Annotated in this window: 19 protein-coding genes; 6 read left to right on the forward strand and 13 right to left on the reverse strand. The window is 54.6% G+C overall.

Annotated features, from left to right (window positions below; all coding sequences use genetic code 11):
• Positions 1-35: 35 nt before the first annotated feature.
• Together OQ371_RS05290 and OQ371_RS05295 are read right to left on the reverse strand one after the other, a co-directional pair.
• On the reverse strand, positions 36-2,114 hold the full coding sequence (locus OQ371_RS05290) for a M16 family metallopeptidase (RefSeq protein ID WP_265992743.1): 2,079 nt from the start codon (positions 2,112-2,114) through the stop codon (positions 36-38).
• Positions 2,115-2,202: 88 nt separating this feature from the next.
• Positions 2,203-3,636: a M16 family metallopeptidase gene (locus OQ371_RS05295; RefSeq protein WP_265992744.1), complete on the reverse strand. Its 1,434-nt coding sequence runs from the start codon at positions 3,634-3,636 to the stop codon at positions 2,203-2,205.
• A 239-nt stretch (positions 3,637-3,875) separates the two neighbouring features.
• Here OQ371_RS05295 and OQ371_RS05300 point away from each other — a divergent pair, with 239 nt between their 5' ends.
• Positions 3,876-4,199, forward strand: coding sequence for a hypothetical protein (locus OQ371_RS05300; RefSeq protein ID WP_265992745.1), 324 nt, complete (start codon positions 3,876-3,878; stop codon positions 4,197-4,199).
• Here OQ371_RS05300 and OQ371_RS05305 read toward each other — a convergent pair.
• The 5 genes from OQ371_RS05305 to OQ371_RS05325 all read right to left on the reverse strand — a co-directional run bounded on the left by OQ371_RS05305 (position 4,196) and on the right by OQ371_RS05325 (position 9,081).
• Positions 4,196-5,416 carry a cation:proton antiporter gene (locus tag OQ371_RS05305; RefSeq protein ID WP_310586611.1) on the reverse strand — a complete coding sequence of 407 codons (1,221 nt, stop codon included), beginning with the start codon at positions 5,414-5,416 and terminating at the stop codon, positions 4,196-4,198. The genes OQ371_RS05300 and OQ371_RS05305 overlap by 4 nt on opposite strands.
• Positions 5,417-5,452: 36 nt before the next feature.
• A complete protein-coding gene (crtD, locus tag OQ371_RS05310; RefSeq protein WP_265992746.1) occupies positions 5,453-6,916 on the reverse strand; it encodes a 1-hydroxycarotenoid 3,4-desaturase CrtD in 1,464 nt (487 codons plus the stop codon).
• Between the two features lie 57 nt (positions 6,917-6,973).
• Positions 6,974-7,849, reverse strand: coding sequence for a PE-PGRS family protein (locus OQ371_RS05315; protein WP_265992747.1), 876 nt, complete (start codon positions 7,847-7,849; stop codon positions 6,974-6,976).
• A 190-nt stretch (positions 7,850-8,039) separates the two neighbouring features.
• Complete coding sequence (locus OQ371_RS05320) at positions 8,040-8,726, reverse strand: hypothetical protein (protein WP_265992748.1); 687 nt, start codon at positions 8,724-8,726, stop codon at positions 8,040-8,042.
• Between the two features lies 1 nt (position 8,727).
• Entirely contained in the window at positions 8,728-9,081 is a 354-nt protein-coding gene (locus OQ371_RS05325; protein ID WP_265992749.1) for a PadR family transcriptional regulator, read from the reverse strand.
• Positions 9,082-9,215: 134 nt separating this feature from the next.
• Between OQ371_RS05325 and OQ371_RS05330 the strand changes: the two genes are divergently transcribed.
• Positions 9,216-11,042, forward strand: coding sequence for an ABC transporter ATP-binding protein (locus tag OQ371_RS05330; protein WP_265992750.1), 1,827 nt, complete (start codon positions 9,216-9,218; stop codon positions 11,040-11,042).
• A 5-nt stretch (positions 11,043-11,047) separates the two neighbouring features.
• Here the strand turns inward: OQ371_RS05330 and OQ371_RS05335 are convergent, their stop codons facing one another.
• The 3 genes from OQ371_RS05335 to OQ371_RS05345 all read right to left on the reverse strand — a co-directional run bounded on the left by OQ371_RS05335 (position 11,048) and on the right by OQ371_RS05345 (position 15,997).
• A complete protein-coding gene (locus OQ371_RS05335) occupies positions 11,048-12,121 on the reverse strand; it encodes a zinc-binding metallopeptidase family protein (RefSeq protein ID WP_265992751.1) in 1,074 nt (357 codons plus the stop codon).
• Positions 12,122-12,309: 188 nt separating this feature from the next.
• The gene (gene xrtN, locus OQ371_RS05340) at positions 12,310-13,371 is read right to left on the reverse strand and encodes an exosortase N (protein WP_265992752.1); all 1,062 of its coding nucleotides are present in this window, start codon (positions 13,369-13,371) and stop codon (positions 12,310-12,312) included.
• Entirely contained in the window at positions 13,358-15,997 is a 2,640-nt protein-coding gene (locus tag OQ371_RS05345) for an XrtN-dependent VIT domain-containing protein (protein ID WP_265992753.1), read from the reverse strand. The genes xrtN and OQ371_RS05345 overlap by 14 nt, the downstream gene beginning before the upstream one ends.
• A 437-nt stretch (positions 15,998-16,434) precedes the next feature.
• Between OQ371_RS05345 and OQ371_RS05350 the strand changes: the two genes are divergently transcribed.
• Positions 16,435-17,106, forward strand: coding sequence for a DUF4369 domain-containing protein (locus OQ371_RS05350; protein WP_265992754.1), 672 nt, complete (start codon positions 16,435-16,437; stop codon positions 17,104-17,106).
• A gap of 104 nt (positions 17,107-17,210) precedes the next feature.
• On the opposite strand, the gene OQ371_RS05355 is transcribed toward OQ371_RS05350, so the two are convergent.
• Positions 17,211-17,660, reverse strand: coding sequence for a DUF4488 domain-containing protein (locus OQ371_RS05355; RefSeq protein WP_265992755.1), 450 nt, complete (start codon positions 17,658-17,660; stop codon positions 17,211-17,213).
• Between the two features lie 223 nt (positions 17,661-17,883).
• On the opposite strand from OQ371_RS05355, the gene OQ371_RS05360 reads away from it, so the two are divergent.
• Positions 17,884-19,470, forward strand: coding sequence for an N-acyl-D-amino-acid deacylase family protein (locus OQ371_RS05360; RefSeq protein WP_265992756.1), 1,587 nt, complete (start codon positions 17,884-17,886; stop codon positions 19,468-19,470).
• Positions 19,471-19,484: 14 nt separating this feature from the next.
• Here the strand turns inward: OQ371_RS05360 and OQ371_RS05365 are convergent, their stop codons facing one another.
• Together OQ371_RS05365 and OQ371_RS05370 are read right to left on the reverse strand one after the other, a co-directional pair.
• Positions 19,485-20,933, reverse strand: a complete 1,449-nt coding sequence (locus tag OQ371_RS05365) for a DUF1501 domain-containing protein (protein WP_265992757.1) — start codon at positions 20,931-20,933, stop codon at positions 19,485-19,487.
• A 10-nt stretch (positions 20,934-20,943) separates the two neighbouring features.
• A complete protein-coding gene (locus OQ371_RS05370; RefSeq protein ID WP_265992758.1) occupies positions 20,944-24,129 on the reverse strand; it encodes a DUF1553 domain-containing protein in 3,186 nt (1,061 codons plus the stop codon).
• Between the two features lie 252 nt (positions 24,130-24,381).
• Between OQ371_RS05370 and OQ371_RS05375 the strand changes: the two genes are divergently transcribed.
• Positions 24,382-24,777 (forward strand): contact-dependent growth inhibition system immunity protein, encoded by a 396-nt coding sequence (locus OQ371_RS05375; protein ID WP_265992759.1) that lies wholly within the window; start codon positions 24,382-24,384, stop codon positions 24,775-24,777.
• Between the two features lie 75 nt (positions 24,778-24,852).
• Positions 24,853-25,920 carry an NHL repeat-containing protein gene (locus tag OQ371_RS05380; RefSeq protein WP_265992760.1) on the forward strand — a complete coding sequence of 356 codons (1,068 nt, stop codon included), beginning with the start codon at positions 24,853-24,855 and terminating at the stop codon, positions 25,918-25,920.
• The last annotated feature ends 83 nt before the right edge of the window (positions 25,921-26,003 follow it).

Raw genomic sequence — 26,003 nt, forward strand, 5'->3', positions numbered from 1 at the left:
TGCGTGGCTTGTGCTAGCCACCGAAGCCTCTTCTTCTACTGAATTGCAAACTCCTTATCATCCAGCCCTTTGTTCACCACCAGCGACTGGGTTTCCATCTTCATTGCCATCGGTCCCAGGTTTTGAACCAGGGTGTACGGAAATTTCACCCCGTTCACATCCTTGTAATCACTGAAACTAACATTGACCGCCATGTCGCCCTGCGGAGTCTGTTCGACGCTGGTGCTCTGGACTTTCAACCCACTTTCCACATCGTAGAAAACGGAGAACGATTTCCCTCCCAACGCGATGTCTACTTTATAGGCATCTTTGCCGTTTACTTTCTCGGTTCCGGCCAGCGTCGTTTTCGCGCCAAACGAGCTAAACAGCAATTCGGGGAAGAGCGACGCTTTCAGGATTTCAATTTTAGCTTCGTCGTTGGCCAGGTCTTTTGACTGACCGCCCCCTTCCACTTTCACTTTCGTGCCGTCGGAGGTTATTTTTTGCACCACCTGACCCATTGCCGTTACCGCTAGTACAAACTTGGTCAGCCCTTTCTGCTTGCTTTCAATGTCAATTTTAGTGCCTTGAATTTCAGTGGTCAGTTTCTGGCTGAAGTCCGAGATTTTGGCAACGGCGTCTTTCCCGCCTACGGCCGTCAGGTACTTCCCAATGACCTGATCGACCGTCACACCCGCGGGGGTTGTTGTCAGTTTGCCCGGGGCCGGAGCGTCTACTTTGTTACCGTTCATGTCGTAATACACCACTTCGCCAAACCGTTTCAGTTTGTCGGCTACTTCGGCGGCTTTGCCAACCACCACGATGTAGGCATGTTCCGGATCGATGAGCTTAGAAGCCGACGATTGAATTTGCGCATCCGTTACGGCTTCGACGTTTTTCAGGTAATTAGTGAAAAAGTCTTCCGGCAACTTGTAGCGGGCGGTGTTGATCGCAAATTCGGCGATGGTTTCGGGGTCTTCGAGCGTAAAAATAAAGTTACCGGTGAAGGTATTCTTCGTGTGGCTCAGTTCGTCGGCCGTCGGTTTTGAGTCGCGGATGGCTTTCAGCTCGTTCATAAACTCCGCCACGGCGCTGTCCGTTACGGCATTCCGAATGTTGGCATTGGCCCGGAACCGGCCCACCAGCCGATCGCTCGTCAGCGACGAGTAAGCGCCGTAGGTATAGCCGTGTTTTTCGCGCAGGTTGTTGAACAGCCGCGCATCGCCACCACCCAGAATGTCGTTGGTCAGGCTGGCCTGGATGGCCTCCGGGGTATACGGCTTGAGCTGAACCGGATGCGTGATGTACACCACCGACTGCACGGCGCTGGGCCGATCCACCATCGCAACGACTGTTTTCGCGGGCGGTTTTGGCATCTCATAGTCTGGCTTCGGAACGTCGCCCGGCTGCCATTTTCCGAAGTATTTCTCGACCATCGACCGGGCTTCTTCGGGGGTAATATCCCCCACCACGGCCAGGTAACCGATGTTGGGCCGGTAATAGGTTTCGTAAAACTTGCGGCAATCTTCGAGCGTAATGCGGTCCACGGTTTCCTCCGAATCCGGTTCGCCATAGGGGTGATCTTTGCCGTAGACCAGAATGCTGCTCACGCGGGTGGCAATGGCCGCCGGACTATCTTTCTGCGACGCCAGCCCGGATTTGGTCTGCTTTTTCAGCTTGTCCAGTTCCTCCGGCGTAAACTTCGCGTTCAGCACCACATCCGACATCAGCTCGAGCATTTTCGGCGTATGCTTTTTCAGCGACATGGCGTAAACGCCCGTTGGCGAGGTGCTCAGCGTGCCACCGATGAGGTCCACGGCTTCGTCGATCTGGTCTTTGGTCCGGGTTTTGGTTCCGGTTTTAATCATCTGGCCGGCAATGCTGACGTAGCCCGCCTTGTCGCCTTCGCGAATGGGCAGGTAGTCCAGAAGCAGGCTGAAAGCCACGCGGGGCAGTTTGTTGTTCTGCACCACGAACACCTTCAACCCGTTGGCGAGCGTAAAGGAAACGGGTTTTCCAACCTTAATGGTGGGCGCCGGGCCATCCGCCGGCAGTTTCGACCGGTCAAGCGTTTGTGCCTGGGCCGACAGACCGAGGGCGATTAACCCCGCAGCCAGTATGGATTTCATTTTCATCGAAATCAAAAATTCGTTATCAGGATTTCTTTTGGAAAGAAAAATATCTTCTCTTTAATCTTATCTCTACCGTCTCTTTTGGCGTTTCTTAGTCGCCTTTGCCTTCTTTTTTCGGCTCCATCGCTTTTGGCAGGTAATACAACACCACCCGGTTTTCTTTCGTGAGGTACTTGTTGGCCACCCGGCGCAGGTCTTCTTTCGTCACCTTGTTGTACCGTTCCAGTTCGGTGTTGATCAGATTGGCATCACCCAAATACATTTTGTAGTTGGCCAGGCTTTCGGCAATGCCGGCGACTCCCGCGTTTCGGTTCACGAAACTGGTTTCAATCTGGTTTTTCACTTTCTGAAACTCGGCATCGGTCACCAGGTTCTTCTTTACTTTTTCGATCTCTGCGTTCATACCGGCTTCCAGATCTTCGGCCTTGACGCCCATGTTGGCGATTCCAATGGAGATAAACAGGCCCGGGTCTTCCGTCGACAGCGGAAAGACGCCCGTTTGTACGGCTTTTTGCTGTTTATCCACCAGTTCCTTGTTCATGCGCGAACTTTCACCGCCCGCCAGCAGGGTTTGCAAAACGTCCAGCGCGTAATAGTCCGGATCGCCCTGTGCCGGCATGTGATACGCCTGGAAAACGCCCGGCAGCGAAACGTTGTCATAAACAATATCGCGAACCTCGGCTTTCTGGGCGGGCTCTTTTACGTTCGGGCGGTACGGGGTTTTCGGGCCCTTCGGAATCTCGCTAAAGTACTTGTCTATCAGCTTTTTGGTTTCGTCCGGGTTGATGTCTCCGGCGATGGACAGGATGGCGTTCTGCGGGATGTAAAATTCTTTGTAAAAAGACCGGAACTCGTCAATTTTGGCGGCATTCAGGTCTTCCATCGAGCCGATGGGCGCCCATTTGTAGGGGTGAACCTTGTAGGCATGGCTCAGCACCTGCGGGAAGAAGCTGCCGTAGGGCTGGTTTTCGTACCGCTGGCGCCGTTCTTCCTTCACCACTTCGCGCTGGGTTTCCACGCCTTTTTCATCCACCTTGGCGTGCAGCAGCCGTTCTGATTCCAGGTAAAGACCAAGTTCCAGTTTGTTGGAAGGCAGGATTTCGAAATAAAAGGTGCGGTCGTTGGAGGTGTTGGCGTTCAACTGCCCCCCGGCGGCTTTAACAATTTTCATGTATTCACCCCGTTTGATGTTATCGGACCCTTCAAACATCAGGTGCTCAAAGAAGTGCGCAAAACCCGACCGGCCCGGTTGTTCGTTTTTCGAGCCGACATGGTACATCATCGTGACGGCCACCAGGGGCGTTGTGTTGTCCTGATGCAAAATAACGTGCAACCCGTTTGGCAGATCGTATTCGGTAAATTTGATACGCGGGGCGGTTTGGTCCGCCGGTGTCGTCTCTGCTTTTTTCGGAGCCGCTGCGGTGGGTTTAGGTGCGGGCCGGGGGGTGGGCTTCTTGGGCGTTTGCGCTACGGCCGACCAGAACAGGCACTGGCTCAAGGCAACATAAAGCACGGTTTTTTTCATAAAATGGTTACTAGAATGGAGAATAGGTTGATTCCGGCAATCCGGCCTTTACCAAATATACAATTGTTTTTTTTCGAGTAAACGGTCTTCCGGTAAGCCAGGCGGCAAAGTTTGTCAAAAGGCTGAAAGTGAGGGATGAGTGGCAATTTTGGGCGGCTAATTTATTTTAAATTGATGAGGATCAAGAGCCAGACGGTATTTTTATCAGACCCTATCGCTGGCCGTTTAAGAATCTGATTATGATTGTGATTAGGGTTCCGTTTTTATGGGTGAATGGCATGGCGTTGTTCCCGTTTGTGCTGGTGCGCACAAAACGCCCGGATGCCGTCTTGCTCCACCACGAGCGCATTCACCTGCGGCAGCAACTGGAATTGGGCATTCTGCCGTTTTACGTCTGGTACTTGGCTGAATACCTGATCCGGCGCTGGCAGTACGGCGAGCATTATGCGGCCTACCGCAACATCAGCTTTGAGCGCGAAGCCTTCGAAAATGAATGCGATCTGGCCTACTGGAAGACGCGCCCGTGGTACGGTTTCTGGAAATACCGGACCTCCAGCTTTTAAAGCGGCTCGGTTTCGCGGTAGCTGATGACGCCCAGCATCATTACCAGCGCCGTCAGGATCACCATCACCATCAGAATACCGTCGCGAAAACCGACCAGCTTCAGGTTTTCCGGAATGCTCAGGTACAGCAGAATGGTAATCAAGCCGCGGGGCGCAATAAACACCACCGGGTTGATGCTGCCCGGCAACGAAAACCGGAGAATACCGGCCCGCACCGTATACAGAATGATCAGCAGTAAGAAGCTGACAATCAGAGCATCCGTCTCAATCAGCGCCTGTACATTGGAGGCATATCCAAACAGCAGAAAGAAAAATGTTCGGACGATGAACGCGCCTTCCGCCGTCAGGTTTTTAAACTGATCGAGCTCCTTTTCAAACAGGTCGTTTTTGAAAATTTCGTCGAGCCGCCCCCGGATAAAAAGCTCGGTATTGTTCAGGAATAACCCGAAAACTAGAATGAGCAACAGTGGCGAAAGCTGGTAAATCCGGCTGACCGCGTAGACCAGAAAAAGCACGGAGATAATGGGCAGAAACTTGATGTGGTGGCTAATTTTACTGATCAGGTACAGCAGAAAGAAACAGCAGATCAGGGAAATAACGACCATGATCAGCGTGTCCTTGGCGAAGGAAAGAACCGAGAAAATGCCACCCGATGCGTTGTAGACCAGGAAGTTAAAAATCATAACGCCCAGAATGTCGGACAACGACGATTCGTAAACGATGAACTCGCGGCTGAGGGGGTTGAGGTTGCGGGCTCCGGGAACGGCCACGGCGCTGCTGATCACCGCAAACGGCATGGCAGCCACCAGGCACTTGAAAAAGGACGCTTCCATCAGCACGTAAAACAAGGCGGCCATGAGCAGCGACGTGACCAGAATCGACGCCAGCGACGACCAGAAGGCCCGGCGAATGATTCCGAATTTATCGCCGGTCAGTTCCAGTTCGAGCGCCCCCTCCAGGACGATCAGAATCAGGCCCAGCGTGCCGAGCGTGGGCAGAATGGTATCGACGTACGGCAGTTGAAAGGCAAAATAATTTGTAACCTGCCGCATCAGCATTCCCAACACCAGCAGCAAAATGACCGACGGCAATTTGTAGCGGCTGCTGAGCAGGTCGAAAACGTAGGAAATCAGAACCGATAAACTAAAAATGATAATCAGGTACGAGGTATCCATGCCGTCGAATTTGGCTGCAAAGACGCAATATACGGCTTTCACTCGTTCGGTAGCCAGCCTGGCCCCTTCCTCGGCGACTTAAATCAGGTCCGTCGCAATTTTAGCCGACAGCAGACAGAGCGGAATACCGCCCCCCGGATGAACGCTTCCGCCCACAAAGTACAGGTTCCGGAACTGGTGCGAGAAGTTGGCGTGGCGCAGAAAAGCCGCAAACCGGTTGTTGGAACTGTTGCCGTACAGGGCGCCCTGCGAGCTTGAGGTCCGGCTTTCGATGCTGCGGGGGTCCAGAATGGATTCGCAGGCAATCAGTGCAGCCACATCGACACCCAGGTTCTGGCTCAGTTTCCGGATTACCTGCTGCCGGGTCCGGGCGATCAGGGCATCCCAGTCCTGGCCGGAATTGTTCGGGGCATTGATCAGAATAAACCAGTTTTCGCAGCCCGGCGGGGCATCATCCGGTTTGTGTTTGGACGTGATGTTGAGGTAAACCGTGGGGTCGTCCGAGAGGGTTTTCCCGTTAAAAATCCGGTCGAATTCGGTTCGGTAATCATTGCTGAAGAAGATGTTGTGCAACCCCAGCTCCGAAAATTCTCGTTTGATTCCCCAGTAAAAAATCAGGCCTGAGCTGGATTTCGGCTGGCGTAAAATCCGCTCCGGCTGCCGGGCATTGGGCAGCAGCTTTCGGAACGTGCTCACCACGTCCATATTTGATACAACGGTGTCGTACAGCCGGGGTTCAGCCCCTTCGGTTACCACACCCACGATCCGCTCCCCTTCCGTCACCAGCTTCGTTACGCGGGTGTTGAAATGAAACCGGACGCCCAGTTCTTCGGCCAGCCGCACAAGACTGTTGGTAATACCGATCATGCCGTTTCTCGGGAAAAACGCGCCGATGTTGTACTCCAGGTGCGGAATAATGTTCATCGTGGCCGGTGTCTGGTACGGATCCGAACCGTTGTAAGTTGCGTATCGGTTGAAGAACTGCACCAGCTTCGGGTTTTGAAACCGCTGCTCATTGGCCCGGTTCATGGTTTTGAAAACCTCCAGTTTGGGCAGATTCAGATACCCGTGGAGCGCATCGCGGTTAACCCAGGTGGATAACTTGTGCAGCGATCGGTGCAGAAACAGCTTTTCGGTGATCGCGTACTTGGTGGCACTATCGTCCAGATGAGCCAGCAGGTGCTCGGCGGATTCGCCCAGATTGGTTTCTACTTCGCGGGCAAAAGCCGTTCGGTCGGCCCAGGCGGTCAGCCGAGTGCCGTCATCCCAGAAATACCGACAGGTTTCGTCCAGCCGAATGTAATCGAAGTAATCTTTGGGATTACGCCCGGCCAGTTGGAACAACTCATCGACCAACTGCGGCATGGTAAAAAGCGACGGCCCGGCATCAAACCGAAAGCCGTCCTGCCCGAAGCCCGACAACTTCCCACCGGGATATGCATTGGCTTCAAACACATCAACTTCGTATTCTTTGACCGCCAGCCGAACAGCGGCCGCAATCCCGGCAATTCCGGACCCAACAATAGCAGCGGATTTTGGCAAAACAAGGGGAATTTAAGCGTTTCCGACGGAGAAGCTCGTTTTCAACCCGTCAACTTCCTACAACCGTTTGTAGTAGTTCAAGGTTACAGAAGCCTGGTTGCCTTTTTCGGGAAGGGTGTAATAGCCGTTGTTGTCTCTGCTGAAGCAAATGGCCTCACTCTGCGTACCGATTGGGTCCGTCGCCAGCGATTTGTAGCTGTTTTTCTGCAGCACATCCGCCAGCGACTGGCCACCTTGCCGACGCCAGTGATATGCTCCAAAGTAGGATATCAGCAGAATTTCGTTGCCATCTTCCGAAACACTACCGCCCGTGATCATGCTCAGGGGAAGTTCTCCGTAATAATCCGCTTTGTTGACCTCAGTCGTGCTCTGCGGATACGCCAGCCGATAGACGCGGACTTTGCTTTCATCCTTCGTTACCACCCACAAGTCGCGGGTTTGCGGATCGAGCAGGATGGCTTCGGCGTTGCGCGGACCGTCGGAATACCGGAAACTGATTTGATCAATACCGCCGACGGTTTCTTCCAGGTTTTTCGGTTCCGGAAACCGGTAAATATAGCTAACGTCGTTCTGCTTGAAATTATCGCCAATATCAGCCAGGTAAAGGTACGAGACCCCGTCCTGCGGGCCGGGCCCGATGGCCAGATCTTCCCAGTCGCGGTTAACGATGCCGGACAGCGGAAACCGTTTTTCCAGCTTGCCATCGGTGGTCATCAGGTTGATCTGGGCGGGGGTTCCGCTGTCTTCCTGTACCCACAACCGACCGTCCATCGTGCGGCTGGCCACCATCCCGGAGGCTTCGTCGACCAGTCCGGGCTGAACAGGGAATTTCTCCGGCGTGGTGGAAAAGCGGTCGGAAGATTTGCTGGGGAAGATTTCGTTGCAGGAAAAAAGCGTTAGCAGCAGAAAGACAGTCAGATACCGGAAATGCATTCGTCTCAAGGTTGGTTGTATAGTACAAATAACGTTAAAACCGGGGCATCTGATTGTGGGAGCCACGGAATTTTGAGTAAACGCGTGTCAGCGGGCAATCGTGTAAGGAAACCGTTCGCGGTAAAGTTGCCGGAATGTTAGCGTATAAATCAGCAGAACGCAGGCCAACGCCGTCGAAAGGGGGTACGCCTTAACCGTTTTTGGTGGAGGAAGGAATCGGTTTTTTCAACACCGTACGAAGAGCCGTGATGGTGGCCAGCATGTATAACACCGCCGACATTTCAACCCAGGCCATTATGGCTGCTTCCACCACCGGTGGCGACGACCCGCCCAACGCCGTCAGAAAATAGTGATAAATGACGTACAGGACATAAGCCCCAAGGTTGGCCGCATTGAACCAGTTTACGGGCTGATCAACCAGGAATGAACCGCCGTTCCTTCGCGCCAGGACCACCCACCCGACCAGAGAAGCCAGCACACCAATCAGCAGATTAAAAATCCCGACCAACAGAAAAGCGTGTACCTCTTCGCTCCATTGGGTGTAGCCGTTGATCCCGTAGAAAACAGCAAATAAGACGGCCGGCAGCAGCTTGTTGGTCCGGAAATACGACTGAAAACCCGTCCAGACCAAGCGTTCCAATCGTTTGGCCCTGTGGCTCTGATAGGTTTCCTCCATGTTCAGCAGACCCTGCCGCCCGCCAAACCCGTCGTGAACTTCCCGCAACGCCTGCCCGAACGGCATCCCCCGCTCCGTTCGCTCGGCAATACCGCTGGCGTAGTGATCGGTCAGTTCGGCAATCAGCTCTTCGTTGATCAGCCAGTTTTCTTTCCGCAGGTGGCTGTCGATTGCTTGCAGTTGAGCGGGGTTCAGGGTCATATCAGACAGCTGGTTTTAACGAAGTAGCTCCGCCCTTCAGGAGTTGTTGCAGGTTTTCCAGCATGACGGCCAGTTCCGTAATACGCCCGGCGGCTTCGGTATGGCCATCTTTCGTCAGCGAATAATACTTCCGCGCCCGGCCTTCTACCACCTGCGTTTCGGTCGTCAGCAGCCCTTCGGCTTCGAGCTTGTGCAAAGCCGGGTAAAGCGCTCCCTCGGTGACGTTCATCTGGCCGGCCGTCAGCGCCTTCACTTTCTGGGTGATTTCATAGCCGTACATCCGTTCCTGCTCTTCCAGAAGCCGCAGGATGATGACGGAGAGGCTGCCTTTTAAAAACTGCTGATTGGTGCTCATGGCAGCAAGTATACACACAAAATCAATATACTTATAAATCTTATGTATATATTTCTCTAATGTGTTACAAAGAATCGTGCAGTTCGTTTCGACAAGTACCGTAATCCTGACCGGAAGCCGTATCTTTGCGGAACATGAAAACGTATTTTCGCCTACTTTCATACGCCCAGCCCATCGGCCGCTTTCTGACGCCGTTTTTGTTGACGTCGTTGCTAGCCAGCGTGTTTGGGGTATTGAACTTTACCTTACTGATTCCGTTGCTGGATGTCCTGTTTGACAAAGTTGACCCCGTGGAACTCCAGAAACTGCTGAGCCAGCCCGCACCCACCTTGTCGCTTGAAAACTCGCCCATCGACGTCTTTCGCTATTATTTCGCCCGCTTTTTTCAGGAACACGGTAAAATCGGAGCGCTTCGCTTCGTGTGTAGTGTGGTGGTCCTGTCGGTTATCCTGAACAACCTGTTCAAGTACCTTTCCGTCCGGCAAATGGAAACCTTCAAGGCCCGGATGGTGGCCCGGTTGCGGGAAAAGGTTTTTACCAAAGCCATTCGACTGCACCTTGGTTTTTTTTCGAACGAACGCAAAGGCAACCTCATCGCCCGCATCCTGACCGACGTTCAGGAAGTTGAAAATTCGATTGCCAACAGCCTCTCGGCGGCTTCCAAAGAGTTTTTTCTGCTGGTTGCCTACATCGTAGCGCTGTTCAAGATTTCGGCCAACCTGACCTTTTTTGCCCTGCTGGTGATCCCGGTTTCGGGCGGCTTTATTGCCATGCTCGTCCGGCGAATGAAACGGGATGCGCAGAGCGGACAACAGCGGCTGAGCGGCATTCTGAGCCTGCTCGACGAAACGTTTGGCGGCATGCGCGTGGTGAAAGGCTTCAACGCCGAATCGTTCATTACCCGGAAGTTCCAGGTCGAAAATGAAGGCTATCGCCAGTCGGTCCGGTCGCTGGCCAACCGGCGCGAACTGGCCTCGCCCTTCTCGGAGGCCATGGGCGTAACGGTTGTTGCCCTGATTCTGCTCTACGGCGGCTCGCTGGTGCTGAACAACCAATCGGATTTGTCAGCTTCGGATTTTATTACGTTCATCGCGATTTTTTCCCAGGTTACGCGCCCGGCCAAGGAGATTTCCAACGCCTTCAGCGGCTCACAGCGCGGGATTGCGTCGGGCGAACGGGTGCTGGAGCTGATCGATACCGTCCCGGCCATTCAGGATAAGCCCAACGCCACTGAGCTAACCGGTTTTCAGCGGAACATTGAGGTTAAAAACGTTTCATTTGCTTACCAGGCCGACCGCCCGGTGTTGAAAGGCGTCAATTTCACGCTCGAAAAAGGCAAAACCATCGCACTCGTCGGTGCGTCGGGGGGCGGTAAATCAACCATTGCCGACCTGATTCCCCGCTTTTACGACCCTGCTGCCGGGCAGATTCTGATCGACGGCGTTGACCTGCGGGATTGCACCACGCAGTCGCTCCGGAATCTGATGGGCATCGTGACGCAGGAAAGCATTCTGTTCAACGATACGGTTTTCAACAACATCGCCTTTGGCAGCGAGGCCACGGAGCAGGAAGTGATACGGGCCGCCCAGATCGCCAACGCCCACGATTTTATTATGGCCCAACCCGAAGGCTATCAGACCGTTATCGGCGACCGCGGAGGCCGCTTGTCGGGTGGACAGCGGCAGCGCATCAGCATTGCCCGCGCCGTGCTGAAAAACCCACCGATCCTGATTCTGGACGAAGCAACGTCGGCGCTGGATACGGAGTCGGAAAAACTGGTGCAGGAAGCCCTAACGCGCCTGATGGCCAACCGAACCTCGCTGGTGATTGCCCACCGGCTGAGCACCATTCAGCACGCCGATGAGATTCTGGTGGTGCAGAACGGCGAAATTGTCGAGCGCGGCACGCACCAGGATTTGCTGGGGCTGGACGAAGGGTTTTACCGGCGGCTTACCGTCTAAAACCGTCAGTCGGTTCCATTCCGCCGGGTTTGGTAACACACCTGATGGATGAAGCTTAGCTTTTCCATGACACCGGGCGGGATAACAAACGGGTACAGATCGGCGTGGCCCATGCTGCGGTTCAGGTTATTCATGGCAAACGACAACGGTCCCCATAAGTCCATCAGGGCTTTAAAGTCTTCCGGATCGTAGGGATCGGTTTTCTCGATTTCTACCCCGCTCATGGAGTCAACCAGCGACTGAAACTTGACGCTCAGGCCAAACGCGTGCGCGGTTTCAAGCGTATCCAGAATGTGCAGGTAATGCGCCCAGGTCTCGGCCCAATCTTCCCACGGGTGGGCGGTGGCGTAGGCGCTGATGTAGTTAAGATTCCAGCCCGCCGGTGGCCCCTCCCGGTAATGCCGCTTCAGGGCATCTTTGTAACTCTGGCGTTCGTCGCCAAATAGGTCACGGTACGCGTCGATTCGCGCGGTGTTCCGAATCAGTCGATCCCAGTAATAATGCCCTATTTCGTGCCGGAAGTGGCCCAAAACCGTGCGGTATGGTTCGTCCATCTTCTGGCGGGTCATCTCCCGCTCGATGTCGTCCGCTTCCACGATGTTGATGGTAATCAGCCCGCGCAGGTGACCGGTCCGGACCCGGCGTTGGGTGCCGTCGGCCAGAAAATCGAAGGAAAGGCCGTTGTCGGGATCAACCGATTTGCTCATCAGCGGCAGCTTCATGCGCCGGAGCGCGTAAATCAGGCGGTGTTTGGCGGTTTCGATGCCCTTCCAACGCAGCAGGTACTCCGGCTTGCTCAGGTTGGGGACGGTCCGGTTCAGCTGGCAGGCTTCGCAAAACCGGGAACGGCCGCTTTGGTCTTCCACCAGCCAGTTACAAACCCCGTACTGGTGGTTGGCGCAATAGCGGTACAGGGTGTCATCCTGACCGTAAATCTGAAAAGTTTCGGCGTCGTTCGCAACCAGCGGAAGCAGTTCCAGCTGGCGAGCCAGAAAACCGAGCGGATATTCACACTGCGGACAACGGCTGTTTTCGAAATAAATCGGCTCTCCGCAGTGCGTGCATTTAAAAAGTTTCATACTCCAACAGGTTGAAGGATTCCCCGGAGCCCTCCTTTCCTATATCTGACGTTCAACAATTTCCCTAGTAACGTCTTTACGCTGAAATGGTTCGTTTGTCCGCCGTATATCGGTCGGAATGTAAACAAAACCGCCAACGCCCATCGGACGCTGGCGGTCTACACACCCAACGCATTACAGAGTTTAGTTCAATACCACGCTTTCACCGCATCTTCCAGCGCACCGGGCCGGTCAACGGTTACGTTCAGCAGCGCAAAGGGTGGTTCGCCCCAGAGCATTCGCCAGCGGAAATCCGTCTGGCTGATGGTGCGGCAGAAGCCGTTGGAAAACCACCAGACGGTATAAAGCCGCTCTTTCCCGCGCTGCAACGATCCCACGTAGACCCAGCGCCCATGTATCTGTTTTTCGGCCACCGCGCCAAACGTGTACCCGCTCCCCCGCCAGCAAACCGTTGGGCTGTGTTCCGCGCTGTAGGCCGTTCGAACGGGTTTCAGATACACCAGCACCCCCTTTTTGCTGTACTGCCAAAAGCCGTTATCCACCGGTTTGCTCGCATACCCCGCCGGAACGGCAACCCGGACGGGAACGGCGGGCTGGCTGCGCTGAATCAGTCCGAAACCGGCCAAGCCCGCAACCCCGTAAACCAGCGCCAGCCGCTTCCAGGCCAGATGGGCGCCGGCAGGAAACGGTGTTCCGAACCGTTGATAAAGCCGGGGCAGACTCAGGTTTAAGGGCAACAACAGATAAAGCGCCAGACACGCCAGCCCAACCCCGTCGTGCAGCGGATCGTCGGGTACAATGTAAAACAGCACCAGCGTGAGCATCCGGATCAGGTTGGTCAGCAGCACCAGAAGGACAGTTCCAAGCCCCACTGCCGCCAGCCATCCCACCGACAGCCGCGTTTGGGTCCGGTTTTCGAGATGGATGATCAGAAACAGGCTGGCCAGCGCCGATAAACCCGTCATCTGTAAACCCATGCAGGCCGGGTCGATGGCAAATTCATGACCGTTCAACTGAATCAGGTTGCCACTGGCCGTGGCCTCAACGCCCACATGCCGCAGCAGAGTCGTCACCCAGCTACTCAACTGCAACCGGATCGGAAAGCCAAAAACCGTCGCCAGCCACCTCAGTACCGGCGACATCAGCAGCAAGCCGCCCAGAACGCCCAGCCAGCGCCCCCGCGCAGGCGTCAGCATGACGTAGACGGCCAGCGCCAGCCCGAGCCAGAAGGTCAGATCAGTTCCCTGCATACCGCCTTTTTTGCCAGCTATAGCCCATCCAGAGCGCCAGCAGCAACAGTAAAGCCCATTCGTGCGGTTCGGGCACGGCGCCGGTGTTTTTCAGGGTTGCGTTGCCCAGGCCGTCCGACGTCTTTTTGATTTTAAAACGGTCGTAGTCCTGCAGCGTTTCCAGGACCAGCAAACTCGACAGGGGTGAAACGATATGAGCCTGCCGGGCCTCGGCAATCAGCGACTCCTGGCGGAAGTCCGGCGAAAAATAATGCCGCCCAATTTGGTTCAGCAAGTGGTTGTAGGCATACAGCCGAACCAGATGGTCCGGGGCCGCGCTTGCTTCGAGAACCGTTTTTCCACCATCCGGCCGGCGAACAATCCGAACGCCTGACTGCGGCAGGAAAGTCGATTGATTCGCTACCGTCGGCGCAGCAAACTGCCTTTGCCGGAGCAGGGATTGCAGTTCCTGGATGGAGCCGTAATCCGTTTGAAAAATGCCAAACTCGCTCAGGGTTTTCACCAGATCAGACGGTTTCGACAGGCAGAAAGTCCGCACCGGGGGTTGATTAACGCGCTGCTGACTCAAAGCCCGGGCGTAGGAACTCCCCGCCAGGTCTTCGAGTTGCGGCCCCGTCTGGGCGCCTTTTGTGACAAACAGTGCCGAACCCGGATCCGGAATCCGGTAAAACGGAAAGACGCTGAAACGCTGCTCCAGCAACTGGTCGATCAAGTCGTCACGGTTGCCCGGGGTCAGTTGAATCAGTTCGTCCGTGTACACCCAGACTGGGCGCTTTTCGGCCATTGTTAACACCGCATCAATGTCTGCTTTGGTCCAATCCTGGTGCAAATCGAGGTAGATCGCCCGTGGATCGAACGCTTCCAGGTTCTGCCGGGCGGGTTGGAGTTGGTAGGTATGTCCGTTAAACCGAAACCCGCCGGTCGCCAGGGCCGGGGCGTCGAAACGAATTTCCCAGCGCGGCTGGTAGGTTGATTCCCGGAGAAGGTGTTTACCAAGCGGCTTTTCAAACCAGCCGGTTTTCAGGTAATCGGATAAGACCGGGTGCTGGGGCTGCTGCGAAAAGTCCAGCTTTACGGTTTCGGTAGCGTTCCGGCCGTCGGGCCCGTCAAACCAGGGATTTTCGTAGACCAGTTGCGGTACGTCACCCGATTCGTTTTCCAGCCGAAGGGGCGACGTGATGCCAATCTTTACCTGCCGCGTCTGGCCCGGCATACACGGAAACACCCGTACCGTTATCCGATTGCCTTCCCGCCAGTGGACCACCGACGGATCACGCTCTTCGACGCCCACAATGGTTCGGTAAGCGCTGTCGGCTTTCGCCTTGGTGGTCAGCACGCCTTTTTCCTCGCGCCCGTTAATCCACAACGACAGCGACGTAACGACCGAACCCGGCGACAGGTGAAACGTGTACAATGCTTCCTGTTGCATGTACTGATTACCGTTGTAAACCTGCAATGTCTTTTCAGTGTACGCCAGCCGGTATTCCGGATAAATCCGGGTTTGCGTCAATACGTTGGTGGTTCGTAGGTCCGTACCCGACCATAAGCGTTCTTCATTCTCGTGCCGGAAGTTATAAAGCATCCCGATGAGCTTATTTCCACCCACATCCCATGTTTTGCTCGGTTTTCGCAAGGCCGTAGCAATCATCACCAGCGGATCATGGCGCTTCAATTCCCACTGATGTTCAAACACCTTGTTGCCCCAGTCGTCAACCTGGCTGTAGACGGAGCCGGTTTTCAGGTATCGTTGCGTAATCCAGTTGTTCGGCAGTTGCTGGGCCAGCAGAATCCAGACGGGTAGCTCGTCGTCTTTTCGGGCAGCAATGGCGTTTGTGGTGTATCGAATCCGGGTATCCAGCTGAGTCCACTGATGAACAAACCAGAACGCAATTGCCAGCGGTACAAAAAGCCCGGCGGTGATGGCCGGTTGCCGGTGCTCATGATCCCGCCAGCTTTGCCAGAGTATGCTGCCAACCCCGATGGTGAGGACGAAGGGAATAAAAATGTGACCACCAACGCCCAACAGAACCAGCCCTAAAAATCCGTAAGGGTAGTAGGGAAGTGCATAAATGGTTTGGTACAGGAACAGACACCACACAACCGTCAGGACAAACAGCAGCACCTGCTGACCGCGAACCGACAAACCGTTCAACCAAGCTACCCCAAGGAGTGCCATTCCGGCCAGTACCAGCAACCCCTGCAACCACGGCACGGACTCGTGGAAAACCGGCAAGTCGCGGTTCAGGGCGTAGGCGCTCATCAGCCACAAAACCATCATGGACAGACGGGCCGGTCGCCCCTGCTCCGGTTGCGTCCGGGAAAACCGCAGCATTTTATTGGTCAACAACAAAATAGTGTAGGCCGTCGCCAGGCTGTAATGAAAGACGAACAGAGCGAAGTTGTGCGCAAAACCGTTGCGGGCCCCATACCAATCATACCCGCCGAAGATCAGGGCGGACACCCCAACCGCTACCAGACCCCAGCCAAACAGCGGCTGCCGGAAAACCAGCCACCACCAGGGCGGTTGATTGATGGGCCCGGGAGTCGTACTAGTAGAATTTATAGACTCAAAAGGGGAAGATGAAACCAAGTCGGCCTTGGTTGGCGGGTTGAAATGTGTGTCCATATTTTCTTATTGAAAAGAACTTTGTAAAGCAAAGTAAAAGAGAGGTGATTGTCAATATCTGCCCGGCATTTTATTTTACAGGCTTCTATACAACCTTGACAGTTAAACGCTTACCTAAAAATCAATTCCATCGGTGGTCGTTCTGGTCTACCATTCACAAGCGGAGACTCCATAAAAGCCGTAGATCGCCAAGGTCACTACAGGGGAAGCAACTAGTTGCGACGAAAAAAGAAGGCATGACCAAATGCAAGGAAGGTAGGCCGGGCGGATTGTTTTGATTTGATCAGACCAGAGGATAAGTTTACAGCCCAGTACAAAAAATAAACGTAGACAGAAGGGGTGCTTTTGTGGTTAGGTAGTAACCGGCTACCCGGTTATCGCCTGTGAATCAAAATATTTCATCAAACAGCAGTTGTCAGGATTTGCCTTTTTTCAGCATGAGAACCCGTTTTGTAATCGTTTTCGGTCTGGCCTGCCTGACCTTTTTACCGTCGGTCTGGGCGCAGAAAAATGTCCGGCTGCAAGGTAATGTCAGCGGATTAGGCTCAACGATGATTTACCTCAAGAAAACCGATAACACCAACAGTCGGCCCGTCGTTGTTGATTCAACCCGGTCGGCCGATGGACGGTTTTCGTTCAGCCGCAGCATTCCGGAAGTTGATTTTTACAATGTGGTAGCCGCTGGTCTGCCGGGTCAGGTGCAGTTTATCTGGGACGGCGATCTGACGCTCGAGGGCACCCGCGACCTGTTTCGGGAATCGGAAATCAAGGGCTCCCCGCTCACCGACAGCTGGCTGAAGTTCCAGAACGAGGTAGACCGCCCGTACCGCGATGTGCTGATGGATTTGTACAACGAGCGCCAACGGTCGAGCAGCGATACGGCAATTGCTACCCGGGTGGCGCGGGAAGAGAAACGACTCAAGCAGGAGCAGATTCAAAAAGTGGCCCAGCAGATTCGGGAAAACCCCGACTCGCAGCTGAGTCTGTATCTGTTGAACTGGTACTGGACGCAGCTACCGAAAGCCGAAGCCCGTGCTATGTACGAAAAATTAAATCCATCGTTGAAAAATCATTCGCTGGCGAAGCGTCTGCAAAACCAGCTAAAATAAGTAAGGCTTTCTTTTTTTGCCCTATTCTGCAAATTGGCGGCACCCATGTCTACGATTTGTAAACATGGGTAAGAGGCCCAACTTCTTCACCAAAAATCAACACATCAGTCGTTTACCCGCACGTAGGTTTCGGTGATTATCCGGTCAATGCCTAGTTTTTCAACCTTCTCTACCCCTTTTTGAACCAGGGTGTCCCCCGCTATTTTCACCACGAATTCAAACTTGTTGTTCTCCCAGGCCGGATCGATGTAGTATTCCAGATGCTCGGTATAAACACTGTCGGCCAACGTATATTTTCCACCACCGGCCGAGAACGCAGCCGCCGAATCCTTGCCCGTGCGCCTATCATGACTCATGAACGCAAAGTGCGTCGGATTGATCATTTTAATCATTTTGACGTTCGGATTAAAGGTGGAAAAAGTTGTATCCTTTTGCGAAGCAGTAGCCGAAACTAATTCCCAGGTTCCGATGATGGGCGGGGCCGACGATTTTTGCTGGCAGCTGCTGATGACCGAAATAAGGGCGACAAAAAGAGGCAGAGTTCTAAATTTCATAAATCAATACGCTGTAAATCAATTTACAACAAACAAAGGAATAACGATTTTGATGGAGGTATTCTAATTTGCTCACCCCCGTTTTAGCAATAAATAAAACTTGGCGGAAGAGAAAAACCTCCGCCGTTTCCATTCTTGGGCCGTTGGTAAATACCGTATTTGTTCGGTAAGTTAGTAGTTTCAAGTGATATTTAGCGGGTCTGTTCATTATCCTTACCGAGTCATGAAGTTTTTCCTCTACCTCTTTTTCCTTACCTCCTTCGCTTACGGCCAATCGTACGATCTGGTTATCAAAAACGGTCGCATTGTCGACGGAACCGGCAACCCCTGGTACTACGCCGATGTGGCCATCCAGCATGGGAAAGTAGTCCGGATCGGGACGATTCCGGCCACGGATGCCAAAACCGTCCTTGATGCCCGCAACCAGATCGTCGCCCCCGGTTTCATCGACGTTCATACGCACGTGGAAGGCAGCTTGCAGGACCGCCCCGGCGCTGAAAATTTTCTCTACGACGGGGTTACGACGCTCGTTACCGGCAACTGCGGCAGTTCGGCCACCAACCTACGGCTTTTCTACGATTCGCTGCGGGTCAGCGGCTTTTCACCCAACGTGGCCTCGATGATTGGTCATAATACCGTGCGGTTAAAAGTAATGAAAATGGCCTTCCGCGAACCAACCGCCAGAGAGCAGACCGAAATGGAAGCCCTGGTGGAACAGGCCATGAAAGACGGCGCGGTGGGTCTTTCAACGGGTTTGATCTACACGCCCGGCACCTACGCCCACACGCCCGAGATCGTCAATCTGGCCAAAATGGCGTCGCGTTACGGCGGGGTGTATGCATCGCACATGCGCAACGAAGGGCAGGAGGTCAAGAAAGCCATTGAAGAAGCGATTCAGATTGGCCGCGAAGCCCAGATTCCGGTCGAGATTTCGCACTTCAAAGTTGCCAGTAAACCCATTTGGGGTTCCAGCGCCGAAACCGTTGGTATGGTGGAAGCCGCCCGGCGCGAAGGACTTGACGTCACCGTTGACCAATACCCTTACACGGCCTCGAGCACTTCGCTTTCGAGCATCGTTCCCTCCTGGGCGCTGGCCGACGGTGATTCGGCCACGCTGACCCGCTTCCGCGATCCGGCCACCCGCACCAAAATCCGGAAGGAAATGCTCGATGCCTTAAAGAAAAACGATCGTAAGAACTACGACTACGCCGTGGTGGCTTATTATCCGGCCGACACCGCCTTCAACGGCCTGAGCATTAGCAAAATTAACCAGAAGCTGGGCCGCAAAGACAAAGCCGATGCGGAAGCAGACCTGGTGCTGGAATTGATGGAAAAAGCGGACATGAAACGGATTCAGATGGTCTATCACACCATGTCGGAGGAAGACGTGGCGACTATTATGCGCTACCCAAACACGATGGTGGCATCGGATGCGGGCGTGGCACGGTTCCAGTCCGGTATGCCGCACCCGCGCGGATATGGTACGAACGCCCGGGTGTTGGGGCGGTATGTTCGGGAGAAAAAAGTAATTCCGGTGGAAGAAGCCGTCCGGCGGATGTCGTCGCTGCCTGCCCAACGGTTTAAGCTCGAGGACCGCGGGATTCTGAAACCCGGCTATGCCGCTGATCTTGTGATTTTCGACGAAAAAACCGTGTCCGACCAATCCACCTATGAAGCTCCCCACGCCTATTCGACCGGGTTCTCATACGTGCTGGTCAACGGCGTGCCGGTGATTGAGAACGGGCGGCACAACGGCAAACGTCCGGGGCAGGTGCTGATGGGCAAGGGCTATGCCGGCAAAGCGGAATAAACCGGCTGCCGGTTTTACGCCAAAATGCCCTTCACCAGTTTTCCTTCCACATCGGTCAGGCGAAAACGGCGGCCCTGGAATTCGTAGGTCAGCTTTTCGTGATCGATACCCAGCAGGTGCAGCAGCGTGGCCTGAAAATCGTGGACATGCACCGGATTGCGGGCGATGTTGTAGCCAAACTCGTCGGTTTCGCCGTAGGTGATTCCGGGCTTCACGCCCCCGCCCGCCATCCACATGGTGAAGCAGCGCGGGTGGTGGTCGCGGCCGTAATTATCTTTGGTCAGCTTGCCCTGTGAGTAGTTCGTGCGGCCAAATTCACCGCCCCAGACCACCAGCGTATCATCCAGCAAACCGCGTTGCTTCAGGTCCTGCACCAGAGCCGCCGACGCCTGATCGGTGGCTTTACACTGTTTGGCCAACGCCTTGGGCAGATTACCGTGCTGGTCCCACCCCTGGTGATACAGTTGCACAAATTTCACATCGCGTTCCAGCAACCGGCGGGCCATCAGACAGTTGGCAGCATAGGTCCCCGGGTTGCGGGCCTCTTCACCGTAGAGATCAAATACCCATTCCGGTTCGTCGGACAGATCGTTCACGTCCGGCACAGAGGTCTGCATCCGAAACGCCATTTCGTACTGCGCAATGTGGTTGGAAACCTCCGGATCGCCGTACAGTTCTTCCTGGACCTGATTCAAATCCTTCAGGGCATCGAGCATGGACCGCCGGTCCGCCGAGCTGTAGCCGCTGGGGTTGCTCAGGTACAGCACCGGATCGTTGCCGGAGCGAAACTGCACCCCCTGGTGTTTGGACGGCAAAAAACCGTTGCCCCACAAGCGGGCGTACAATGGCTGATCCTGCGGGGCGTCTTTCGACACCATCACGATAAACGCGGGCAGGTTTTCGTTGGCAGTTCCCAACCCATAACTCACCCACGAACCGATGCTGGGCCGCCCGGCCAACTGATTTCCCGTCTGAAAGAACGTCAGCGCCGGGTCGTGGTTGATCTGCTCCGTATACATGGACTTGATGAAACACAGGTCGTCGGTTACTTTAGCCGTGTAGGGCATTAGCTCGCTTACCCACGCGCCACTCTTGCCGTGCTGCCGGAACTGGTACGGCGAACTCACCAGCGGCAGGGCCGACTGCTGGGCGCTCATACTCGTCAACCGCTGCCCCTTCCGAACCGATTCGGGCAGGTCCTGGCCGTGCATTTTTGCCAGATGGGGTTTATAATCAAACATTTCTAATTGCGACGGTCCTCCGCTCTGAAACAGATACACCACCCGCTTGGCCTTCGGAGCGCGGTGGGGCACGGTATCGATCCGCTCGGCCGGACTCGAGAACAGCCCGGAAGAAGGCAGCAGCGAACCCAGCGCCAGCGTGCCCAGGCCCCACGATGCCTTGTTCAGAAAAGACCGCCGGTTGAAAGTATCGGCCAGACTTTGCGCCAGTTTCTCGTTCATCGTTTTAGGGTTAATGTTTGGTAATAAAAGCTTCCGAGTTCATAACCGTACTGGCAACAACGGCACCAGCCGCCAGCGCGGGCTTCTCGCCATCGCTCGGCAGTTGGTATTCGCCCGCCTGAAGCCAGCCCTGCATTTTGGCGGGGCTTTGCCGAAACTTGCGGTACTCCTGTTCGTACAGTTTCGTCAGAATTGCCAGCTCCTTTTCCACCGGTTTACGGCCGGTCAGCAACCGGAATAGCTGTGTCAACCGATCCGGTAACGCTTTCGATTGTTCAAACGACCGGGCGGCCACCACTTTAGCGGCTTCCACAAACTGCGGATCGTTGAGCAGCACCAGCGCCTGCAGGGGCGTTGAGGTTTTCTGCCGCTGCACCACGCAGTAGCTCCGCGAAGGCGCGTCGAACGTGTTCATCGACGGGGGCGGGTTGGTCCGGCGCCAGAAGGTGTACAGGCTCCGGCGGTACAGCTTTTCGCCTTTGTCCTGCTCATACGTGGTGTTGTTGACCGCCCACAAGCCTTCGGGCTGGTATGGTTTCACGCTTTCGCCCCCCAAACGACCCGACAGCAGGCCGCTGGAGGCCAGGGCGTTGTCGCGAATCATTTCCGCCGTCAGCCGGAACATCGGCCCCCGCGCCAGCCAGGTGTTTTCCGGATCTTTCTTCAGCAAATCCGGCCTTCTGTGCGACGATTGCCGGTACGTTGCCGACATCACAATCAGTTTTTGTAGGGCTTTTACGTTCCAGCCCGACTCCCGAAACTGAACCGCCAGCCAGTCGAGCAGTTCCGGATGCGTCGGCAAGTTGCCCTGATTGCCGAAATTGTTGGCCGATTTAACCAGTCCCGTACCGAAATAAGTCTGCCAGTACCGGTTGACCACCACGCGGGCCGTCAGCGGGTTGTCCGGATGCAGTAACCATTTGGCCAGCCCGAGCCGGTTTCGGGGATATTCTTTCGGGAACGGCAGGATACTGGCCGGAACGTCGGGCCGCACGCGCTCGCCGGGGGCGTCGTAAACACCGCGTTTGAGCAGGTACGTAGGCCGGGGCGTTTTCATTTCTTCCATCACCATCACCTCCGGAACGTCTTCCATGATGCGGTTGCGTTCCGCCCGGAGTTTTTGCAGTTCGGCGCGCTGCTGCTGGTAGGTCGCCGACACCGTGTGGAGGTAATAGGCCGGGTCGGGAGTGAGTTGCGGGTCGGCTTTCGCCAGCGCCTGCACTTCCGGCGGGGTCAGTTCCCGGTTATACACCACCAGTTCATCGAATGAACCTTTCTTGAAACCCGTTCCGCGCATATCGGCGCCCACCATCAAGCCCGTTTGCGAACCGTTAAACAGGATGTCTTTGTATAGATTATCTTTTTCGGTCACCAAAGCTGCTTCTTTGCCATCGACGTACAGCCGCAGCCCGCGGGCTTTGCTCGAACCGTCGTAGGTCATCGTCAGGTGAATCCATTTTTCCTTGGGCAACACTTCTTTTCCAATCCGGACGATGTTGTTGTAGGGCCAGGTGTGGGCCATCAGCAGTTCCGCCTTGCCATCGCGCAGGTTCAGAAAATACCCCCGGAAGTTGTACAGAATATCGCCGTTGCCCTTGTGGACGAGCGCGGCTTTATTTATCCCTTTCGGAATGTTGATCCAGACACCGATGGTAAACGGCTGCGACCGGTTGAAAATACCGACCTCGCCCAGTTTCAGAATATCGTCGCCGTTGGATTGAAACGCCTTGCCGTGTTTCCCCGGCACCAGCACCGGATCGAGCACCTTGCCGGTGTCTTTCCGGCTAACGGCGTTCAGAAACGTACCGTTGACCAGCTTGTCAAACGTAAAATGAGCCTGCAACCCTTTCTGAAAATCAAACGGTATGGCCCGATCTGTTTTGGCCTGCCACTGCGCAAAAGCCGATTGCTCCTGCGATACGGTTTGGCTCAGGGCCGTTTCGGCGGTTTTGATTCTGGTATCTAAAAACCGAAGCAGGCTGTCGTGCTTCGATTCGGTCAGCAGCATCGTCGGCACCGGCATGGCGTCGTCCCAGGAAATTTGCCCGGCTTCGTCGACGTTGTTGAAAAAGGCAAACAGGCTGTAATAATCCTTCTGGCTGATGGGGTCGTACTTGTGGTCGTGGCAGCGGGCGCACTCGACAGTCATGCCCATCAGGGCCGTTCCGACGGTATTGGCGCGGTCGGCTACGTATTCTACTCGAAATTCCTCGTTGATGATTCCGCCCTCCATGTTCTGGGAGTGATTGCGGTTAAAGCCGGTCGCCAGCCGTTGCTCGCGGCTGGAATGCGGCAGCAGATCGCCCGCCAGTTGCCAGGTAACGAACTGATCATACGGCTGGTTGCGGTTAAACGACCGAATAACCCAGTCGCGCCAGGGCCACATCGGCCGGTACCGGTCAACGGTGTACCCATGCGTGTCGGCGTACCGCGCGATGTCCAGCCAATCGACGGCCATTTTTTCGCCGTAGTGTGGTGATTTTAGCAACCGATCCACCACTTTTTCGTAGGCGTTGGGCGAGCGGTCGGTCAGAAAGGCATCCACTTCGGCTACGGTTGGCGGCAAACCCGTCAGGTCGAGTGTCACCCGGCGCAGCAAGTTCTCCTTGTCGGCTTCGGGCGAGGGCCTAAGCCCCTGCTCTTCCATTTTACTCAGGACAAAATAGTCGATGGGATTTTTGGACCAGCGCGTATTTTTCACGGTCGGCAAGTTCGCTTTTGTCGGTCTGATCAGGGCCCAGTGCGGTTTGTATTCCGCGCCCTGTTCAATCCACTTGAGGAGTACGGCTTTTTCATAATTCGTCAGCGCCCGGTTCGACGCTTTGGGCGGCATCATCTGGTCTTCATCCGTGGTTACCAGTCGGTAATACACCTCGCTTTCGGCCAGATCACCGGGCACAATGGCGTGTTTTTTGTGCTTGGCTTTTTTCAAAGCCGCCATCGCCCCTTCGCGGGTAGCCAGTTCAAGGTCGCCTTTCTGACTGGCTTTATCGGGACCGTGGCAGAAAAAGCACTTATCCGACAGAATTGGTTTGACGTGCAGGTTGTAGTCAACCTTGTCGGGAAGCTGATCGGCCAACTGTTCGATTTCGGCCGGCTTTTCCACTCCTCCACAACCCTGCATCAGCCAGATTGTGCCCAACCAGGCCAATGCTGTCAGAAACCGTGTGCTACGAGTTGTCCGTTTAAGCTCCATTCCGCGTTGAATAACTAAATACGTTGTTGACCGGATGATCGTTTCCTTGGTAAAAACATCTGTCTGGCCAGAATCTACTAGTTAATTTTAATGGCAATTCATTGGACTATTCCCGTAATATACCAGAATTTATCCACAGTTGAGCAACAAGTCCGTGCATTTCTGCGCAAAGTGACCCGTCGGGAAAGCGGTAATTCGAAAGTTATCCTTTAAATTGGAGGTTAGCTTTGTTTAACTTAGCCCAGAAATAGTATGACAGAACCGGATTGGCAGGAGCAAACGCTCGAAATGCTGGAAGATCAATACTGGGAAGAACCGCTGCTGGCCGATAACCGGCACCAGAAAATCCACGCGCTCCGGCAAACGCCCCTGAATCAGTTCAGTACGGAAGATATTCGGCTAATGATTGGGCACGGTATGTCACTGCCGTACCTGATTCCGCTGGCCATCGACCGGCTAAATAAAAACCTGTTCGCCGAAGGAGATTACTACCCCGGCGACCTTTTACAGAGTGTTCTGAATGTTGATCTAAGTTTTGGGTTGACAAATCGCCAACTTTGGCAGTATATTCACCAACTTATTATAAAGAATTTGTTCGAACTGGAAGAACGAGGCATCAACACCGAACGCTTTCTCGAACTATCCTGACCACCTGCCTGCGGGCTTTGATCCGTGGGATGAACCTTATAACCATCTATTCCCAACCTTTTTGTAGTTAACCTTATGGCTTCTAAATCTGTCAACCGACGCACCTTCCTCAACCAGGCCGCAGCCGCAACCGCCGTCGGATTAGCTATTCCCAACATTAACTTCGGAGCGCCCCCCAAAGCCGATGAGGTGGTGATCGGGCACGGTTCGCACCGCTACCGCGTGGTGCCAAACTGGGGTGTGCTGGACGCAGGCAAAAACCCGGTTAATGATTGCCACGAGATGGTGGAAGACGCCAAAGGACGGCTAATTCTGCTGACCAACGAAACCAAAAACAACATTATCATCTACGATAAATCGGGCAAACTGCTTGAAACCTGGGGCAACAGCTACCCCGGCGGACACGGTTTGACGCTTTCCAACGAAGGGGGAGACCAGTTTCTTTTTATCTGCGACAACAACCGGCACCAGGTCATCAAAACCGACTTGAAAGGCAAAGTCCTGATGACGCTCGATTATCCGAAAGAAACCGGAAAATACGATTACCCCACCCAGTTTACGCCCACAGAAACCGCTATTAACCCCGCCAACGGGGATATTTATGTGGCCGACGGCTACGGTTTAAACTACATTACGCAGTACGACAGCAAGGGCAAATACATCCGGCACTGGGGTGGCAAGGGCAGCGAAAACGGCCAGTTTGACTGCTGCCACGGCATCCTGGTCGATACGCGCAACAAAGCCAATCCGACCCTGCTGATCACCGACCGACGGCACAACTGCCTGAAACGGTTTACGCTCGACGGCAAATACCTGTCCACCATCGCCCTACCCGGTTCCTACATCTGCCGACCGGTGCTGCACGGTGATATGATTTACGGCGCGGTTTTCCGCAGTACGTCGGATGCCTATCCGAACTCGGGTTACATCCAGATTCTGGACAAAAACGACAAGGTGGTGTCGACGCCGGGCGGTACGGCTCCGGTTTACAAAGACGGTAAACTCGAAGAACAGCGGAAGGACATGACCAGCACGGCTTTCATGCACCCGCACGATGTGCTGGTTGATGGCGACGAGAATGTTTACGTGCCGCAGTGGGCTTCGCAGAAAACCTACCCGGTTAAATTACAACGTGTTAGTTAACTGAGCCGGTGCGCTGCTAAGTGCTTTTTGCCTAGCTGGCTTCAGGAATGCTATAAAACCGTCAGGCCGGGCCAAGAACAAAT

The sequence above is a fragment of the Larkinella insperata genome, from assembly GCF_026248825.1.
GTDB classification, from domain to species: Bacteria; Bacteroidota; Bacteroidia; order Cytophagales; family Spirosomataceae; genus Larkinella; species Larkinella insperata.